The sequence below is a fragment of the Duganella sp. SG902 genome, assembly GCF_013376005.1.
GTDB lineage: Bacteria > Pseudomonadota > Gammaproteobacteria > Burkholderiales > Burkholderiaceae_D > Rugamonas.
This window is the reverse complement of the sequence record NZ_JABMJK010000002.1, coordinates 356,346-375,520: the sequence shown is the minus strand read 5'-3', so window position 1 is coordinate 375,520 and position 19,175 is coordinate 356,346. Positions and strand designations below refer to the sequence as shown.

Genomic DNA, 19,175 nt, shown 5'->3' with positions numbered 1-19,175 from the left:
AAAATCAAGAAAGTTTAACAATATAAATGAGAATCATTATTATTGACAAACTTATCCCTACGGATTCTGGGGTTACTCCTGGCCGATCAGCACCACCGCGTTGCGGGTGCCGAAGTTGACGCTGTCGCCCTTCACCACGGCGGTTTTACCGCTGTAGTAGTCCTTCACGCGCTGGCCGTTGGCGAACACGCCGTGCAGCTTGATGGTGGCCGGCTTGTTGGTCGGCAGATCCAGCGCCACCAGCACCTTGTCGCGCAGGCCGTCTTTCTCGTAGGTGCGCTTGAAAACGTAAGGCTGGGCCGATAGCTGCTGGTGCACGCCGGCGCCAACCGCCACGTGGGCCTTGCGGAACAGGCCTAGCTTGGCCCAGTGCGCGCGCACGTCGGCGATCTTGTAGCCGTCGCGCTCCACGTTCTGCTCCAGCTCCTGCCAGTTCATGAAGGAGCGCAGCTTGGCATCGCCCACCGCCTCCGCGACATCGAGCTTGCGCGCGGTTTCGTCGCCGTAGTAGATCTGTGCCGCGCCGGGCGCCAGCAGCAGCTTGGTGGCGCTTTCGAATGGTTTCTTGCGCGCGGCATCGAACGGCGCGCCGTCGTCGTGCGAATCCAGGTAGTTCAGCACCGAGAGGCCGGTCAGCGGGCCGCCGTGCAAGGCGTTGGAATAGCTGCTGAAGATGGACTCGTAATCCTTCCTCGCATCGTGCACCAGGCCGAAGTTAATCATGCTGTTAAAGCCGGACTGGTAGTAGTTGACGTACTGGCCGCTGCCCAGGTGGTGCGACTGGCCCTCGGCGAGGTTGTAGTTGTAGACCTCCGCCACCGAGAAGAACTTGTCGTCGCTGAGCTTCTTCTCCGGGTGGGCCTTCTTCCAGTCCTCATAGGCGATGGATGCCTCCTTCAGCAGCTCCTTCCATACTTTCGGCTCGACGTGCTTGACGGTGTCTGCACGGAAGCCATCCACGCCGTACTTGCGGATCCAGTCGGTATGCCACTTGATCAGATAGTAGCGCGGCGCGCGCGGATAGCCGGTGCGGGCGAAGAACTCGTTCAGGCTCTTGATCTCTTCCTCGAAGCGCCCCTCGCGCTGCCATTTCGCCATCAGGCGTTCCGGCAGTTCGACCGGCGTGTCGCTATTGGTCAGGAAGTCCGGCAGGTTCTTCACCAGCGTGCAGTCGACGAAGGTCTTGGCGTCCTTGTAGGTGCACACAGGGCCGGTGCGCACCCAGTCCTTCGGCCACACCGGATCGATATCCGTTACCGGGCCGGTTTGATTCATCACCACGTCCAGGATCACGCGGATGCCGTGCGCGTGTGCCGCGTCCACCAGGTTGCGGAAGTCGTTCTCGGTGCCGATGTTGGCGTCCACGGTGGTGAAGTCGGAGGCCCAGTAACCGTGGAAGCCGTAAGAACGGCCGGTGCCCTCGTCGGTGCCGTCGTGGATCTGCTCCACCGGCGGCGTGACCCAGAGTGCGGTCACGCCCAGCGAATCGAAATAACCCTCGTTGATCTTGTTGATGATGCCGGCCAGGTCGCCGCCCATATAGCCGCGCAGCGGCGCGGCGTCCGCGCGGCGGTCATAGGCCAGGTCGTTGCCGGTGAAGGCGTTGTTGAAGCGGTCCGTCAGCAGGAAATAGACTGTCGCGTTCTCCCACAAAAATGGCTTGGGCTTTTCAGCGGCTAGCGCCGTTGTCGAACCCAGTGCCAGGGTTAATGCGAGTGTCGTCAATTTCATGCTGTCGTCCTTATCGTTATGTGGTGACGGTGGGGTGGGCGCGGCCAGTCCAGTTGGCGATGCCCGCTACTTGTTCGGCGATCAGTATCAACGCCGAGAGAGCCTGCTGCGTTGGCAGGTGGTGGTATTTCGGATCGGCCTCGTAACGTTCAAGGTAGACGCGCAGGGTCGCGCCCTCGGTGCCGGTGCCCGACAGGCGGAACACGATGCGCGAACCGTTGGTCATGACGATGCGCACGCCCTGCTGCTTCGACACCGAGCCGTCGATCGGGTCGGTGTATTCAAAATCGTCGGCGAACGAGACCACGTAGTGGCCCAGGTCCTGCCCCGCCATCGTGGCCAGCTTGATGCGCAGGGAGGCCATGAGTTCATTGGCGGCGTGGGTTTCCACCGCCTCGTAATCGTGACGCGAATAGTAGTTGCGGCCGAAGCGCGCCCAGTGCTCGCTCACCAGCTGCTCCACCGACTTGCCGCTGGCGGCCAGCAGGTTGAGCCAGAACAGCACCGCCCACAGGCCGTCCTTTTCGCGGATGTGGTCCGAGCCGGTGCCGTAGCTCTCTTCGCCGCACAGGGTGGCTTTGCCGGCGTCCAGCAGGTTGCCGAAGAACTTCCAGCCGGTCGGCGTTTCAAACGCGGGGATGCCCAGCGCTTCGGCCACGCGATCGGCGGCCTGCGAGGTCGGCATCGAGCGCGCGATGCCTTTCAGGCCGGCGCGGTAGCCCGGCGCCACCGTCGCATGCGCGGCCAGCACGGCCAGGCTGTCGGATGGCGTGACGTCGAATTTACGGCCGAGGATCATGTTGCGGTCGCCGTCGCCGTCGGAGGCGGCGCCGAAGTCCGGCGCATCATCCGCGGCCATGATCTCGATCAACTGCGCGGCGTTGACCGGGTTCGGGTCCGGGTGGTGGCCGCCGAAATCCTCCAGCGGCTCGGCGTTGATCACGGTGCCGGCGGGCGCGCCCAGCTGGCCTTCGATGATGGCCTTGGCGTACGGGCCGGAGACCGCGTGCATGCCGTCAAAGCACATGCGGAAGCCGCCCGCGAACAGCTTGCGGATGGCGTCGAAATCGAACAGCTGCTGCATCAGTTCCGCATAGTCGGCCACCGAGTCGATCACTTCCACATCCATGTTCTCGATGCGGGTGGCGCCCAGGCGATTCAGGTCGATGTCGCCGGCGTCGCTGATGCGGTACTGCTTGATGGTTTCGGTGTGCTGGTAGATCGCCTCGGTCACGCCTTCCGGCGCAGGACCGCCGTTGGCGATGTTGTACTTGATGCCGAAGTCGCCATCCGGTCCGCCCGGGTTATGGCTGGCCGACAGCACGATGCCGCCCAGCGCCGCGCGCTTGCGGATCACGCAGCTGACGGCCGGCGTCGACAGGATGCCGCCCTGCCCCACCAGCACCTTGGCGAAGCCGTGCGCCGCCGCCATGCGCAGGATGGTCTGCACCGCCACGCGGTTGTGATAGCGGCCATCGCCGCCCAGCACCAGCGTCTTGCCGGCGCAGTCGCCCAGCGTGTCGAACACGCTCTGCACGAAATTCTCGAGGTAGTGGGCCTGCTGGAAAACCGTGACTTTCTTGCGCAGGCCGGAAGTGCCCGGCCGCTGGCCGGGGAATGGGGTGGTGCTGACGGTGATGATGCTCATGTTCGCTCCGATAAGGTTGGTGACAGACCCAGATTCTTGTCTCACGAACAATATTACATCATACGGGTTCCGCCTCGTCGCGCACTATGAGGGTCAGCACCCCGGCAACCACCATGCACACACCACCGAGCATCAGGGTTTTGACCGAATGGCCCGCGAACCAGTGCTTGGTCACAAAGCCCAGCACCAGGCCGCTGACGATCTGCGGGATGACGATGAAGAAGTTGAAAAGGCCCATGAAATAGCCCATGCGGTTGGCCGGCAGCGCGCCGGCCAGGATCGCGTACGGCATGGTCAGAATGCTGGCCCAGGCGATGCCGACGCCGATCATCGGCACGAACAACGTGTCGAGGTCGCGGATGCCGTAGATGCTGAACAGGCTCAAGCCGCCGATCACCAGGCAGGCCAGGTGCACGGTCTTGCGACTGGTGTGGCGCGCGAAAACCGGCAGGATAAACGCCGCCAATGCCGATACGCCGCCATACACCGCGAACATCACGCCGACGTGGTTGCCGGCCTCCTGGAAGGCGGCCGATTGCGCGTCGGTGGTGCCGAACACATTTTCCGCCACCGCGTTGGTGGTGTAGATCCACATCGCGAACAGCGCGATCCAGGTGAAGAACTGCACCACGGCCAGTTGCACCATGGTCTTCGGCATCTTGGTAAAGCCGCTGAAGATTTCAGCCAGCGCATGGCCCAGGCCCTTGCTGCGCCGCTGCTCGGCGCGGAACGCCTCCAGGTCTTCCGGCGGCAGTTCCTTCGCGGTCAGCACGGTCCACAGCACGGCCAGGAAGTAGACGGCGCCGCCGGCGTAGAAGGAATAACGCACGGTGTCCGGAATGCCGCCGCCCACCGGCACGTTGCTCACGCCGAGGTGGGTGAAGATGGTCGGCAGCAGCGACGCGATCACCGCGCCCCAGCCGATGAAGAAGGTCTGCATCGCGAAGCCGGCCGTCTGCTGCGACGGGCCAAGCTTGTCGCCGACGAAGGCGCGGAACGGTTCCATCGAAACGTTGATGGCGCCATCGAGCAGCCACAGGACGATCACCGCCATCCACAGCGAGGTGGAATTCGGCATCAGGAACAGCGCGATCGACGCCAGCAGCGCGCCGATGAAGAAGAAGGGACGACGGCGGCCCCAGGTCGGGTGCCAGGTGTTGTCGCTCAGGTAGCCGATGATGGGCTGGACCAGCAGGCCGGTGACCGGCGCCGCCAGCCAGAACAGGGACAGGTCGTCGGGATTGGCGCCCAGCGTGGAGAAAATCCGGCTGACGTTGGCATTTTGCAGCGCGAAGCCGAATTGAATGCCGAAGAAGCCGAGGCTCATATTCCACAGCTGCCAGAACGACAGAATGGGCTTGTTACTGGAAGAATGCATGCTGAGCGTCCCGATTTTTAAAATTTGTAGGAAAATAACACGGCCCCATGAACGTGTCAATCAGAAGAACTTCCTTGTAAAATAACGATAAAAAGCCTATCCAGAGGCAGGGCTATGGTGTCAAATGTAGCCAAACAACAAAATTCATGACGACCACTGAGACCACATTCATGACCATTAACTCCTTTGCAACCTTGGCCGCCCTGGCCCTGCTGACCGGCCACGCCGCCGCGCAGAACGCGGACCGCAAGTTCGACGGCATCACCCAGCGCGACGGCCACCTCGAAGTGCGCACCAGCGACGGCGCCTACCTGATCAAGCCCTACTCCACCGGCATCATCGAAACCACCTTCGTGCCGAAGGGCGAGGCTGCGGACCCGGCGTCGCACGCCGTGGTGCTGGCGCCGGCCGAAGTGAAAACCATGTTGAAGCAAAAAGGCGGAGGCTATGAATATGCCACAGCCGGCATCACCGTCACGATCACCAAATCGCCGTTCCGCATCGCCTACGCCTACAAGGGCAAGCCGCTGGTGGCGGAGAAGCGCGGCTATATCCATGTGAAGGACGACGTGGCGACCGGCAGCAAGGATATCAACAAGGGCGAGCCGCGCACACTGGAAGCGATCGAATTCGCGCTGGATAAGAACGAGGCCCTGTACGGCGCCGGTTCGCGCGCGGTGGGCATGGACCGTCGTGGCCACCGCTTCACCCTGTACAACAAGGCCAACTACGGCTACGGCGACCGTTCGGAGCTGATGGGCTACACCATGCCGCTGGCGCTGTCGTCCAAAATGTACGCCATCCACTTCGACAATCCGCAAACCGGCTACCTCGATTTCGACAGCAAAAAGAACAACAGCCTGACCTACGAGGCGATCGGCGGCCGCAAAACCTATCAGGTGATCGCCGGCGACACATGGGAAGACGTGGTGGGCAACTACACCAGCCTGACCGGCAAACAACCGCTGCCGCCGCGCTGGGCTTTCGGCAACTTCGCCATGCGCTTCGGCTATCACAACGAAAAGGAAGCCGTCGACACCGTCAACAAATTCATCGCCGAAGACATCCCGCTGGACGCGGTGGTGTTCGACCTGTACTGGTTCGGCAAGGAAGTCAAAGGCACCATGGGCAATCTGGCGTGGGACAAGGACAGCTTCCCCAACCCCGAGGGCATGATCGCCGACTTCCAGAAAAAAGGCGTGCAGACGGTGGTGATTACAGAACCGTTTGTAGTCGATACCTCCAAGCGCTGGCAAGAGGCGGTCGACAAGAAGGTGCTGGCCACCGGGCCGGATGGCAAACCGATGACCTATGACTTCTTCTTCGGCCACACCGGCATCATCGACATCTTCAGCCAGCAGGGCAAGGACTGGTACTGGGACATCTACAAAGGCCTGCGCCAGCAAGGCGTGACCGGCGTGTGGGGAGATCTGGGCGAACCGGAGATGCATCCGACCGAAACGCGCCACGCCACCGGCACGGCGGATCAGGTGCACAACATCTACGGCCACCAGTGGGCACGGTTGGTGGCGGAAGGCTATCAACGCGACTTCCCGGCCGAGCGTCCGTTCATCCTGATGCGGTCCGGTTATTCGGGCACGCAGCGCTACGGCATCATCCCATGGTCGGGCGACGTGGATCGGGGCTGGGGCGGCCTGCAATCGCAGCCGGAGATCGCGCTGCAGATGGGCATGCAGGGCGTGGGTTACATGCACTCGGACCTCGGCGGCTTCGCCAACCCGGTGCTGGACAATGAGCTGTACACGCGCTGGCTGCAGTACGGCGTGTTCCAGCCGGTGTTCCGTCCGCACGCGCAGGAGGAAGTGCCATCGGAACCGGTGTACCGCGAAGCGAAAACCAAGGCGCTGGCGCGCGAGGCGATCCGCTTGCGCTATCGCCTGCTGCCGTATAACTACACGCTGGGCTTCGACAACAACCAGCAAGGCCTGCCGCTGATGCGGCCGATGATTTACGAGGAGCCGGCCAACGCCAAGGTGCGCGCCATGTCGTCGACCTACTTGTGGGGCAAGGACTTCCTGGTCACGCCGGTGCTGAAGCAAGGCCAGACCAAGGCGGATGTCTACTTCCCTGCGCGCAGCGCGTGGTTCGATTTCCATACCGGCGAACGGCAGGCCGGCGGTGCCACCCGTTCGATCGAACTGGCGGCGGACCACGTGCCGGTCTACGTGCGCGCAGGCGCCTTCGTGCCGATGGCGAAAGTCGTGCAGACCACGCGCGACTACAACACCAGGCAGATCGAACTGCACTACTGGCACGACGCTTCCGTGTCCTCCAGCGCCGGAAAACTGTACGACGACGACGGCCTGACCGCGCAAGCCTACGAACAAGGCAAGTACGAACTGCTGCGCTTCACCAGCAAGCTGCAGGGCAAAGCCCTGACGCTGCGCGTGGATTCGGAAGTGGGCAAGCAGTACCAGCGTCCCGAGCGCGGCATCACCCTGAAAGTGCACACCGTGACCTCCGCGCCATCGTCGGTGCGGGTGGACGGCAAGGTCGCCGTGTTTGGCTGGGATGACAAAACCTTCCAGCTGACGGTCGAACTGCCGGCCAGCGATGCCGCCAATCGCTCAGTCGACATCGCGCTGTGATCTCCCGGGAGGCTGCGAACAAGCGCCCCCCCATCACTCCCTCGTGTATGATTGTCGCCCATCGGACCGACCGGTCCGGTGACCAAGACAAGATACCCTGGGAGATGTCTGTGACACCAAAAATTATCAGCACGCTGCTGGCTACCGCCCTCGCAGCCGCCAGCACCACCGCGCTGGCCGCCCCCGCCGCAAAACCAACCGCCGCCGAAGCCGAACGTTTTTTGGCCGACACCGAAGCCAAACTGAACAAACTGAATAACGAACAGGCGCGCGCCGCCTGGGTCGGCTCCAACTTCATCACCGACGACACCGAAGGCATCGCCGCCTACTTCGCCGAACGCTACCTGAGCGCCTCGGGCGAGGCGGCCGTCGGCGCGCGCCGCTTCAACGGCTTGAAGCTGTCGCCGGAAGCCTCGCGCAAGCTGATGCTGCTGCAGCAAACCGTGGTGTTCGCCGATCCGAAGGAACGCGAACAATACGCGGCGCTGCAGGCCGCCCTGAACGGCGCCTACGGCAAAGCCAAATACTGTCCGACCAAGGACGCCTGCATGGCGCTGGGCGAAATGGAAAAAGTCCTGGCCAACAGCCGCGACGAAGCCAAACTGAAAGAGATGTGGACCGGCTGGCACGCGCAAGCCCCGGCCTACAAGGACAAGTACGTGGAATACGTGGCCCTGTCCAACAAGGGCGCCAAGCAGATGGGCTTCGCCGATACCGGCGTGATGTGGCGCTCGCAGTACGACATGCCGCCGGAAGCCTTCGCCGCCGAGATGGAGCGCCTGTGGCAGCAGGTCAAGCCGCTGTACGATGCGCTGCACACCTACACCCGCTACAAGCTGCGCGCCACCTACGGCCCGGACGTGGTGCCGGCCACCGGCCCGATCCCGTCCCACCTGTTCGGCAATATGTGGAGCCAGACCTGGACCAACCTGTACCCGATCCTCAAGCCAGCCGGCGACACCAAGAGCTTCGACCTGACCAAGGTGCTGGAAGAACGCAAGACCGACGCCAAACAGATGACCAAGTATGCCGAGGGCTTCTACACCTCGCTGGGCATGCAGAAGCTGCCGGAATCGTTCTGGGAGCGCTCGCTGCTGACCAAGCCGCGCGACCGCGACGTGGTGTGCCACGCCTCGGCCTGGCCGATCAACGAGAAGGACGACGTGCGCATCAAGATGTGCATCACGCCGACCGCCGAAGACTTCACCGTGATCCACCATGAACTGGGCCACGTCTACTACTTCCTCGGCTACACCAAGCAGCCCTTCCTGTTCCGCAACGGTGCCAACGACGGCTTCCACGAGGCCATCGGCGACACCGTGGCGCTGTCGATCACGCCGGCCTACCTCAAGCAGATCGGCCTGATGGACCAGGAGCCGGACGTCAACGCCGACATCCCGCAGCTGCTGGAACGCGCGCTGAGCAAGGTCACCATCCTGCCGTTCGCCTACACCGTCGACAAATGGCGCTGGGACGTCTACTCGGGCAAGACCAAGCCGGCCGACTACGACAAGAGCTGGTGGCAGCTGCGCGAGCAGTACATGGGCATGAAGCGTCCGGTCGAAGGCCAGGGCATCACCGGCTTTGACGCCGGCGCCAAGTATCACGTGGCGGCCGACGTGCCGTACGCGCGTTACTTCCTGGCCGACATGCTGCAGTTCCAGTTCCACCGCGCGCTGTGCCGCGAAGCCGGCTACACCGGCCCGCTGAACCGCTGCTCGGTGTACGGCAACGCCAAGGCCGGCGCCAAGCTGCAGCAGATGCTGGCCATGGGCGCCAGCAAGCCATGGCCGGAAGCGCTGAAAGCCATCTCGGGCGAAGACAAAATCGACGGCAACGCGCTGCTCGAATACTTCGCGCCGCTGAAGACCTGGCTGGATCAGCAGAACGCGGCTTTCGCAGCGGCTGAGAAGAAGTAAAAAAAATGGCGTCCCGAAGGACGCCATTTTTGTTTGAGGCTAAGTCAGCTTAGAACTTGTAGTTCACGCCAGCCAGCACGGTGCGGCCGTACTTCTGGTATTCCAGCTGCTGGTTGCGGTCGCCGTTGTAGGTTTCGTAGGCGGCGTTGCGCAGGTTGTTCACCTGCAGCAGCAAGCCAACGCCCTTCATCGCGCCGGTGTTGAAGGTGTAGCCGATCTGGAAGTCGATCACGTTCTCACCCACCACATAACGCAGCGCGCGGTCGTTGGCGAAGTTGCCGATCTCACCGACGAAGTCCGAGCGGCGGCGCTGCGAGATGCGAGTCTCGAAACCATTCTTCTCGTAGTAGGCGGTCAGGTTGGTCACGCGCTTGGACAGGCCCGGCAGCGGGATGTGCTGGCCGATGCTGCCGCTTGGATCTTCGATCGTGATCTTGCTGTCGGTGTAGGTGGTGCTGGCGGTCACGCCGAAGCCATCCAGCGACTTGGTCACCATGCTCAGCGGCAGCGACGCCGTCAACTCCACACCCTTCAGGTTGCCGCCGTTGCCGTTGTATGGCGCGGTGTAGTTGCCGATGGCGGTGTGCAGCGGGAAGCTGGCGCCGTTGCCGACCGAACCCGGCGGCACGTAGGCGCTGAAGTCATACGACTGCGTCTGGGTGAAGATGTAGGTGTCCAGCTTCTTGTAGAACGCCGCCGCCGCCAAGTACGCCTTCTTGTCGAAGTATTTCTCGTACGAGATGTCGAAGGCCTTGGCGCGCCATGGATCCAGGCGGGCGTTGCCGCCGCTGCCACCCGGCTCGCGCTTGGTGGTGTCGATGCCGAAGTCCAGCGCCGAGCGCAGTTGGTCCACACGTGGACGGGCCAGTTGCTTGGCCAGCGCCAGGCGCACGGTCTGCTGGTTGTCCAGGCCGAAGGCCAGGTTCATGCTCGGCAGCACGTCGGTGTATTTCTTGCCGTCGTTGACCGGCTTGATGGCGCCGGTGGTGTTGTCGTACCAGCGCGAGGCCGACGACTGGTCGGTGCGCTGCACCTGCACGCCGATGTTGCCGCGCAGGCTGACGTCCGGGCCCAGTTCCGCCTCGATGTTGGCCTTGGCGAAGGCGGTGGTGACCTTCTCGCTCACTTCCCAGGTCTTGGCGATCAGGTAGCCGGCGGTGTCGGTCGGCGCGAACACCATGTACTTGTCCACCACGGCTGGCACGTTCCAGGTCGGAATCGAACCGGCGCCGGCGAAGCCCAGGCTGGCCGACTGGTAGAACAGGTCGGACGAGATCAGGGTAGGCGCGCCCTTCAGGTTGATGTTGCCCTCAGGCTGGTGCTTGTTCTTGGTGCGGTCGGTGTAGTTCGCGCCCACGTCGAAGCTGGAGAAGGCTTTCTCCAGCGCGCCCGACGACTGGATGTTGGCGGTCAGCTTGAAGCCTTTCAGCTCGTCCTCTACGCTCGGGGTCTTGCCGTAGCCGGAACCGTAGATGGTGTTGCGCACGTACAGCGCGTTCTGGTTGTTATAGTCGCGGCCGGTGGTGATCTGCGAGAAACCGCCATTGCCGATGCCCAGCTTGACCGAATCCAGGAAGGGATCGCCGGCGGCGTTGGACATCTGCAGGTTGTTTTCCAGGCTCAGTTCCGCGCGCTTGGCCTTCGAGTAGTTCAGGTCGGCGAACAGCGACCAGCCGTCCAGGCGCACCTCATTGCTCCAGCCGGCGGCGCGGATATCGTCCTTGCGCTTGCTGTACATGCCGCGCACCAGCGGATAGACGTTGTTGGCGGTGGCGCCGGCGATGGTGCCGTTGGTGGTGGTCACGCCGGTGTAGACCGGGGCGGGATCGAAGCCGCCGTTCCAGCCGCTCAGGTTGATCTCGATCTGGTTGGCGGTCTCTTCGGCCTTGAAGCGCGAAGCGTAGACGTCAACGATGCTGGTCCACTGTTTGTTCGGACGGTATTGCAGCACGCCCATGACGCCGTCGCGCTCGTTCTTGCCGCTGCGGGCGACGGCCTTGATGCCGTCGGAGCCGAAGGTGCCGGCCGGCAGGCCGGTGCGCGCGTCGCGCTTCCATGGCTCGTACAGGCCGGTCTCATTCGACAGGATAGGGGTTTCCAGGTGCGCCCAGCCCAGCGCGATACCGATCGTGCGGTTGGCGAACTGATCGATGTAGCTGGCGCTGAAGCGGTTGCCGGTGTCCTTGGCGTTGGCGATCTTGCCCAGCGAGTTCTTCTCGCCGCGCAGGTTCAGGGCCACGGTGCGGCTGCTGAAGTTCAGCGGGCGCACGGTTTGCAGGTCGATGGTGCCCGACAGGCCCTGGCCGACCAGGCCGGCGTCGGGGGTCTTGTAGACGGTCACGCCGCTCATCAGTTCGGATGGGTACTGGTCGAATTCCACGCTGCGGTTGTCGCCGGTCGAGACTTGCTCGCGGCCGTTCAGCAGGGTGGTGGCGAAGTCCGGCGACAGACCGCGCACCGAGATCACTTGCGCGCGGCCGGCGACGCGTTGCGCGGCCAGGCCAGGCAGGCGCGAGATCGATTCGGCGATCGACACGTCCGGCAGCTTGCCGATGTCTTCGGCCGAGATCGCTTCAACGATCGAGCTCGAATCTTTCTTCACCGAGATCGCATCTTCGATGCCGCGGCGGATGCCGGACACGGTCACCGACATGACCTTGGCTTCCTCGCCCGAGGCGGCGGCGTCGGTCTGGGCATGGGCTGGCACGGCGGCGGCGATCAGCAGGGCGCAACCTGCGGCAACTGGTTTCAATGGGAACGCAGTGTGGCTGCGCTTGCTTGCGAAGATGTTCATTTAATGTCCCCTCTCATGACACAAAATATAAGTCCCGCAAAGAGCTCAACTACACGGGATCCAAGGAATGACAACGTTCTAAAGACGTTCTGGGAGAGAATTTTGTACTAAAACTAGATTCTGTGTCAATGAAACTTCCCCGACACTACGGATTACAAGGCCTCGCCACACTGCGACGCCCCACAGAGAGCGCCACCACGTTGTATTTCGGCTACAGGACCAAGCACAATAATTTGTAGTAGAACTACAATATTCACGCCAAAACCGGGATTTTTTGTCGCCAAATATCAGTTTGCAACCATCCGGCGAGGCCCGGATTCACGCAACTTTCCGTGCTGAAACGCAATTTGGAGGAAAATGACAGGATTGCTGTATTCCGACTAAATTCCGGCCACGGTCGGCTATTTGGTTTGCACACCATGCGCAAGCATTCTCTCGTAAAATCAATGCATTAAGCCCGGGAGCCAGAAAAACGCGGGCGTGTAGTACGACTACCTATCGGAGACTTCATGAAGATATCCCTGCTGGCAACACTGCTGGCCGCCCTCGTGCCCGCCATCGCCGGCGCCGCGCCACAGAACTACCGCATCGAACATATGGACCCGCCATCGTGGTGGGCGGGCATGCACAACAGCAAGCTGCAATTGATGGTGCATGGGCCGCGTATCGCCGATCTGGAACCGGCGCTGAGCTATCCGGGCGTGCGCATCGCCAGCGTGTCGCGCGTGGAGAACCGCAACTATCTGTTCATCGATTTGGAGATCGCGCCGGAAGCCGCGCCGGGCAAGCTGGAGCTGACGTTCCGGCGCGGCGCGCACAGCATCAGCTACGGCTACCAACTCCAGGCGCGTGAAAAGGGATCGGCCCGGCGCGCCGGCTTCAACAACGGCGACGTGATTTATCAGGTGATGCCCGACCGCTTCGCCAACGGCGACCCGGCCAACGACAACGTCGACGGCTATGCCGACAAGCTGAACCGCGCCGATGGCGGCGGCCGCCACGGTGGCGATATCCAGGGCATCATCGATCATCTGGATTACGTGGCCGGACTTGGCTTTACCCAGCTGTGGTCCACGCCGCTGCTGGAATCGAACATGCCGGCGTTTTCATACCACGGCTATGCCGCGACCGATCACTACCGCATCGATCCGCGCTACGGCAGCAACGAGGCGTACCGCAAGCTGTCGGCGCAGGCGCGCGCGCGTGGCATCGGCATCATCCAGGACGTGGTGCTGAACCACATCGGCGGCAAGCACTGGTGGATGCAGGACATGCCGATGCCGGATTGGCTGACCTACCAGGGCAAGCACGTGCCGACCGCGCACCATCGCGTGGCGGTGCAGGACCCGTATGCATCGGAAGAGGACAAGCGCAATTTCACCCAGGGCTGGTTCTCGCCCGGCATGCCGGACCTGAACCAGGCCAATCCCTACGTGGCCAACTATCTCATTCAGAACAGCATTTGGTGGATCGAGTATGCGGGGCTGTCGGGCCTGCGCGTGGACACCTACGGCTACTCGGACAACGCCTTCCTCAGCCGCTGGTCTGGCGCGGTGATGGCCGAGTATCCGAGCCTGAATCTGGTGGGCGAGGAATGGAGTCCGCTGATCCCGGTGGTGGCCCACTGGCAGCGCGGGAAGCAAAATATCGACGGCTACGTGTCGCACATGCCGAGCATGATGGACTTCCCGCTCAACGACGCCTTGCGCCGTGCGCTGGTGGCGACGGACGACAGCGAGCAGGGTCTGAACGCGCTGTACGAGACCGTGTCGATGGACTACCTGTATCCGAACGCCTCCAACCTGGTGCTGTTTGAAGGGAACCATGACCTGTCGCGCACCTTCAGCGCGCTGGAGGAGGATCCCGATCTGTTCCGCATGGCGCTGGCGTTCGTGTCGACCATGCCGCGCATTCCCCAGTTCTACTCGGGCACCGAGATCCAGATGACCAGCACCGTCAAGGGCCGCGATGACGCATCGTATCGCCGCGACTTCCCCGGCGGCTGGGCCGGCGACAGGATCAACGCTTTCACCGGCGCCGGCCTCACGCCGCGACAGGCCGACGCCCAGGCCTATGTGCGCAAGCTGCTCAACTGGCGCAAGACAGCGACGGTCATCCATAACGGGAAGCTGATGCACTATGGGCCGGAACAACACACCTACGTCTACTTCCGCTATGGCGAGGGCAAGAAAGTGATGGTGGCCCTGAATAAAAACAAAACCGATATCGCGCTGCCCACCGCGCGCTTCCATGAGATGCTGAGCGGCGTGCGCTCGGGCGTGGACGTGATCAGTGGCCAGCGCGTGTCGCTGGACGGCCAAATTAAACTACCGGCGCGCTCCGCGCTGATACTGGAGATTGAACAATGAAACAACTCACGCCGTTGCGCGCCACGCTGCTGCTGGCGCTGGGAGCGACCGCCATGCAGGGCGCATACGCCGCCGCCGCCTCGGCCAGCGCCGTTTATCCAACCTGGGACGGCAAGCGGGAGACCGTGCGCTACGCCGCGCCGGACGCCGGCGCCGCGCTGCGCAGCTACACGCAATCGACCACCCTGCGCGTGCGCGAGGGCGGCAAGCAAGAGATCAGCTACAGCGAATCGCCTGCCCTGCCGACCGTCCGCAGCGGCAACCTCGCCTTCGATGCGCTGTTCGCATTGGCCGGCCATGAAATGAAACTGGACTCGGTCAGCGAGATCCGCGACGGCAGCTACAACGGCGGCAACGCCATCCCGTGCGAATGCTTTGAAACCGGCGAGTTGTGGCACTACGTCTGGACCCGCGACCTGTCCTACGCCGCCGCGCTGGGCCTCGGCATGCTGGACCCGCAGCGCACGCGCAACTCGCTTGAATTCAAGCTGGCCGGCTACCGCGAGGGGATCAGCGCCGGCCTGCACGCGGTGGGCGACGGCTACCAGATCGTGCAGGACACCGGCAGCGGCGGCAGCTGGCCGGTCAGCACCGACCGTGTCAGCTGGGCCTTCGGCGCGGATGAAGCCTTGAAAGCCCTGCCGCCCGAGCAGCGCGCGGCCTTCGCCAAAAAGGCTTTGCATGCCCTGAGCAACACGCTGGAAAATGACCGCCTCGCCATCTGGGATGCTGCCGATGGCCTGTACAACGGCGAGGAATCCTTCCTCGACTGGCGCGAGCAAACCTACGCCGCATGGATGCCGGACGAGTTGTCTTACATGGCCACCTCCAAGGCGCTCTCCACCAACGCCGCCCACTACAAGGCGCTGACGCTGGCCGCGCAACTGGCCGGGGAACAAGGCGACGCCCGCCTGGCGGCGCGTTACGCCGACTGGGCCGCGCAGCTGAAGCTTGCCATCAACAAGCGATTCTGGCAGGCGGACAGCGGCATGTACAGCAGCGTCACCGCCGGCCACTTCGATGGCGCGGCCATGTACAAGTACGACTGGCTGGGCCAATCGCTGGCCATCGTCACCGGCATCGCCGACCAGAAGCAGGCACAAAGCATCCTCGCGCACTATCCGCACGGCCCGTTCGGCGCGCCGGTGATCTGGCCGCAGCAGTCCAACACGGCGGTCTATCACAATCGCGCCATGTGGCCTTTCGTCACGGCTTACGGCCTGAAGGCGGCAGCGATTGGCGGCAACGTCGCCGTGGCCGATGCGGCTTACGCCACCTTGATGCGCGGCGCGGCGACCAATCTCTCCAACATGGAGAATTTGGAATGGCTGTCCGGCCAGCCGATGCTCGACGACGGCAAGCTTAGTGGCCCGGTGGTGAATTCGCGCCGCCAGCTGTGGTCCGTGGGCGGCTATCTCGGCATGGTGGTGGGCAGCGTGTTTGGCGTGCAAACCACCAATGAGGGCATTGCACTCAAGCCCTTCATCACCGCGAAGCTGCGCCGCGACACCTTCGCGGGCAGCGACGCGATCACGCTGAACAATCTCAGCGTGCGCGGCAAGCGCCTGCAGGTGCGCGTGCGGCTGCCGGCGGCGGCCAAGGGTGACGGCTACTACGCGGTGGATGGCGTGACCTTGAACGGCAAGCCGGCCAGTTCGTCGCTGGCATGGGATGCGCTGGGCGAGGATAACGCCATCGAGATCCGTCTCGGCAAACTGCTGCCCGGCCAGCAGGCCAGGCGCGGCGTGACGGCCACGCCGCTGGCGCGGGACGCGGCGGTCTACGCGCCGGCCGAGCCGCGCATCGCGAAACTGGAACGCGGCGCCTATGGCTATCCAACGTTGCACATCGAAGCCGGCGGCGCCGGCGCCACAGCGGGCGTGGTGTACAACATCTACCGCAACGGCCAATTGGTTGGCCCGCGCATCTCGGCCGGCACCTGGGCGGACCGCCGTGCCGGCGCGGCGGCTAATCTGTGCTACGCGGTGGAAGCGGCGTACGCCAAATCCGGCAACCGTAGCCACCACAGCATGCCGGCCTGCCTCAACGCGGGTGAGGAAATCGCCGTCGCGCGCGTCGACTTCGGCGCATCGCCATCGGACATCTTCACGCAGCAAATCCAGATCGAACGCGCCGGCAGCTACGCGGTGCAGATCAAGTACCGCAACACCGCGCACCAGATCAACCTGGGCGTCAGCGGCGGCGTCAAATGGGCCACGCTGAAGGACGGCGCCGGAAACATCATCGCCAATGGCGTGGTGCAGTTGCCGCACTCGCCGGCCGATGCAGGCGCCAAGTATTCCACGCCATTGCGCGCCAGGCTCACGGCGGGCAGCTACACCTTGCAGCTGTCCGACTTCTACAACATGAGCTACATGAAGAGCAACACCACCTACAGCGACGCCGGCGGTGTGAAAGGGCCATCCAACAAGTTCGACATCCACGGCGTGCGCGTGCTGCCGGTGCCGGACAGCGATGCGCCAACCCAGGCCATCCCCGCCGGCACGCTGCGCATCGTCGACAACTTCGCCTCGCCGCAGTTGAACAACAGCCGCAAGCTGCGCATCTACCTGCCGCCGGGCTACGACGCGCATCCGCGGCAGCGCTACCCGGTGCTCTATATGCACGACGGCCAGAACCTGTTCGATCCCAAGACCGCCGCATTCGGCGCGGCGTGGGAAATCGGCACCAACATGGATAAGCTGATCGCCACCGGCGTGATCGAACCGGCCATCGTGGTCGGCATCGACAACACGCCCGACCGCATCGCCGAATACACGCCATGCTGCGACAAGGAAAACGGCGGCGGCAAGATCGATGCCTACGCGTCCTTCATCGTCGATACCGTCAAGCCGTGGGTGGACGCCAACCTGCGCACGCTGCCGGACCGCGAACACACCGCCATCATGGGCTCCTCGCTGGGCGGCATCGCCTCGGTCTACATCGCGCAGAAGTATCCGCAAGTATTCTCCAAGGCCTGCGGCGTATCGAGCTCGTTCTGGTGGAACGACCAGATGTTCCGCAAGAACGTGCCGCCACGCCAGCCGGTGAAGTTCTACATCGACGCCGGCACCGAGGGCGACGGCATCGACTTCACCACTAACATGCGCGACGCCATGCTGGCCAAGGGCTACGTGTTGAACGAGGATCTGATGTACTACCGCGCCGAAGGCGGCAGCCACAATGAGAAATCCTGGTCGGCGCGCGTGCACCTGCCGCTGACCTGGTTCTTCAGGAAATAAGCGCCGCCGTGCGCTGCTGGCTTGCCGCCAGCAGCGCCTCCACTTCCTCCGGCGACACCGCCGCGCTCAGGCAGAAGCCAAACGCCTCGTCACAGCCCATGGCGGACAGTTGCGCCAGCTGGGCGTCGGTCTCCACGCCGGCGGCGGTCACCTGCATGTTCAGCGAGTGCGCCATCTCGATAATCGCCCGCACCATCGCGCCGCCGCGCGCCAGGTCATCCACGAACGACTTGTCGATCTTCACCACGTCCACCGCGAAACGGCGCAGATAATTGAGCGAGGCATAACCGGTGCCGAAATCGCTGATCGCGATCCGCACGCCCATCTGCTTGAACTGCTGCAGGACCTCCTCCGCGTTCTGGCTGCGGTCGATCAGCATGGCCTCGGTGATTTCCACCTCGACGCAGCGCCCCGGCACGTCGGCCCTCTCCAGCGCCGCCGCCAGCATCTGCGCGATATCCTTGTGGAAGAACTGGCGCGGCGACAGGTGCACCGCCACCGTCAGCGCGTGGCCGCGATCGAGCCAGCGGCGCGCCTGCGCCATGGCGGTCGCCATCACCCACGCGCCCACCGGCAGGATCAGCGCGCTCTGCTCCAGCACCGGCAGGAAATCGAGCGGCATCACCAGCCCCAGCTCGGGATGCTTCCAGCGCAGCAGCGCCTTGGCGCCGGTGATCTTGCGCTCGCGCAGATTGAGCTTGGGCTGGTACGTGAGGATGAACTCGTTGTGCTCCTGCGCGTGGCGCAGCGCCGTCTCCAGTATCAGGCTGGAATAGGCCTTGGCCTGCATGCTGGGCAGGAAGCGCAGGCTGGCGCCCTTGCCGCGCTGCTTGGCCGCGTACATGGCCAGGTCGGCCTTCTCGATCAGTGCGTCGAGGTCGGCGTCGTCGTCCGGGTACACCGCCACGCCGATGCTGGCCGCCACCGGCAGCGGATCGCCATGGATGGTGAACGGCTCGGCGATCGCCTTCATGATCTTTTCCGCCACCTGCTGCGCGTCGGCGCCGTTGCGCAGCTCCGTCAGCAGGATGATGAACTCGTCGCCGCCCTGGCGCGCCACCGTGTCCACCTCGCGCACGCACTGGCGCAGGCGCTGGGCGAACTGCACCAGCACCTGGTCGCCGGCGTCGTGGCCCAGCGTGTCGTTGATGGCCTTGAAGTGGTCGATGTCGACGAACAGCACCGCCAGCCGGCTCTCGTGGCGGCGCGCGTAGGCCACGCCGTGCTCCAGCTGCATCTGGAATTGCAGCCGGTTGGGCAGGCCGGTCAGGCTGTCGTGATGGGCCATGAAGTCGAGCCGCATCTCGGTGTCGCGCTGCGCCGCCAGCGCCGCCTGCAACTGGGCGCAGCGCGCGCGCAGGCCGCGCGCCTGCCATTGACCGGCCGCCAGCGCCAGCAAACATGGCGCCATGCCGGCCGCTATCGGCCATAAGCTGTTCATGCGTCCCTCTTCGTTCGGGTGGACTGCGGAAGAGGGAATGATAT

The 19,175-nt window shown here is 63.7% G+C and carries 9 protein-coding genes; 4 read left to right on the top strand and 5 right to left on the bottom strand.

What is annotated here, in order from left to right:
- Nucleotides 1-72 precede the first annotated feature (72 nt).
- From FHW83_RS05155 to FHW83_RS05145, 3 genes are read right to left on the bottom strand one after another with little or no spacing between them, the layout of a single operon-like run.
- Entirely contained in the window at nt 73-1,731 is a 1,659-nt protein-coding gene (locus FHW83_RS05155; RefSeq protein WP_176645285.1) for an alpha-amylase family glycosyl hydrolase, read from the bottom strand.
- A 16-nt stretch (nt 1,732-1,747) separates the two neighbouring features.
- Nucleotides 1,748-3,379 (bottom strand): alpha-D-glucose phosphate-specific phosphoglucomutase, encoded by a 1,632-nt coding sequence (locus tag FHW83_RS05150; protein WP_176645284.1) that lies wholly within the window; start codon nt 3,377-3,379, stop codon nt 1,748-1,750.
- Between the two features lie 58 nt (nt 3,380-3,437).
- On the bottom strand, nt 3,438-4,757 hold the full coding sequence (locus tag FHW83_RS05145; RefSeq protein WP_176645283.1) for an MFS transporter: 1,320 nt from the start codon (nt 4,755-4,757) through the stop codon (nt 3,438-3,440).
- Between the two features lie 170 nt (nt 4,758-4,927).
- Between FHW83_RS05145 and FHW83_RS05140 the strand changes: the two genes are divergently transcribed.
- Complete coding sequence (locus FHW83_RS05140; RefSeq protein WP_176645282.1) at nt 4,928-7,366, top strand: TIM-barrel domain-containing protein; 2,439 nt, start codon at nt 4,928-4,930, stop codon at nt 7,364-7,366.
- 104 nt (nt 7,367-7,470) lie between these two features.
- A complete protein-coding gene (locus FHW83_RS05135) occupies nt 7,471-9,285 on the top strand; it encodes a M2 family metallopeptidase (RefSeq protein ID WP_176645281.1) in 1,815 nt (604 codons plus the stop codon).
- Between the two features lie 49 nt (nt 9,286-9,334).
- On the opposite strand, the gene FHW83_RS05130 is transcribed toward FHW83_RS05135, so the two are convergent.
- Nucleotides 9,335-12,079, bottom strand: a complete 2,745-nt coding sequence (locus FHW83_RS05130; RefSeq protein WP_176645280.1) for a TonB-dependent receptor — start codon at nt 12,077-12,079, stop codon at nt 9,335-9,337.
- A 509-nt stretch (nt 12,080-12,588) separates the two neighbouring features.
- Here FHW83_RS05130 and FHW83_RS05125 point away from each other — a divergent pair.
- Both FHW83_RS05125 and FHW83_RS05120 read left to right on the top strand, forming a co-directional pair.
- Complete coding sequence (locus tag FHW83_RS05125; RefSeq protein WP_176645279.1) at nt 12,589-14,448, top strand: glycoside hydrolase family 13 protein; 1,860 nt, start codon at nt 12,589-12,591, stop codon at nt 14,446-14,448.
- A complete protein-coding gene (locus FHW83_RS05120; RefSeq protein WP_308936729.1) occupies nt 14,445-17,690 on the top strand; it encodes an alpha/beta hydrolase-fold protein in 3,246 nt (1,081 codons plus the stop codon). Before FHW83_RS05125 ends, FHW83_RS05120 begins: the two co-directional genes overlap by 4 nt.
- Here the strand turns inward: FHW83_RS05120 and FHW83_RS05115 are convergent.
- Entirely contained in the window at nt 17,680-19,131 is a 1,452-nt protein-coding gene (locus FHW83_RS05115; RefSeq protein WP_176645278.1) for a bifunctional diguanylate cyclase/phosphodiesterase, read from the bottom strand. The genes FHW83_RS05120 and FHW83_RS05115 overlap by 11 nt on opposite strands.
- Between the last annotated feature and the right edge of the window lie 44 nt (nt 19,132-19,175).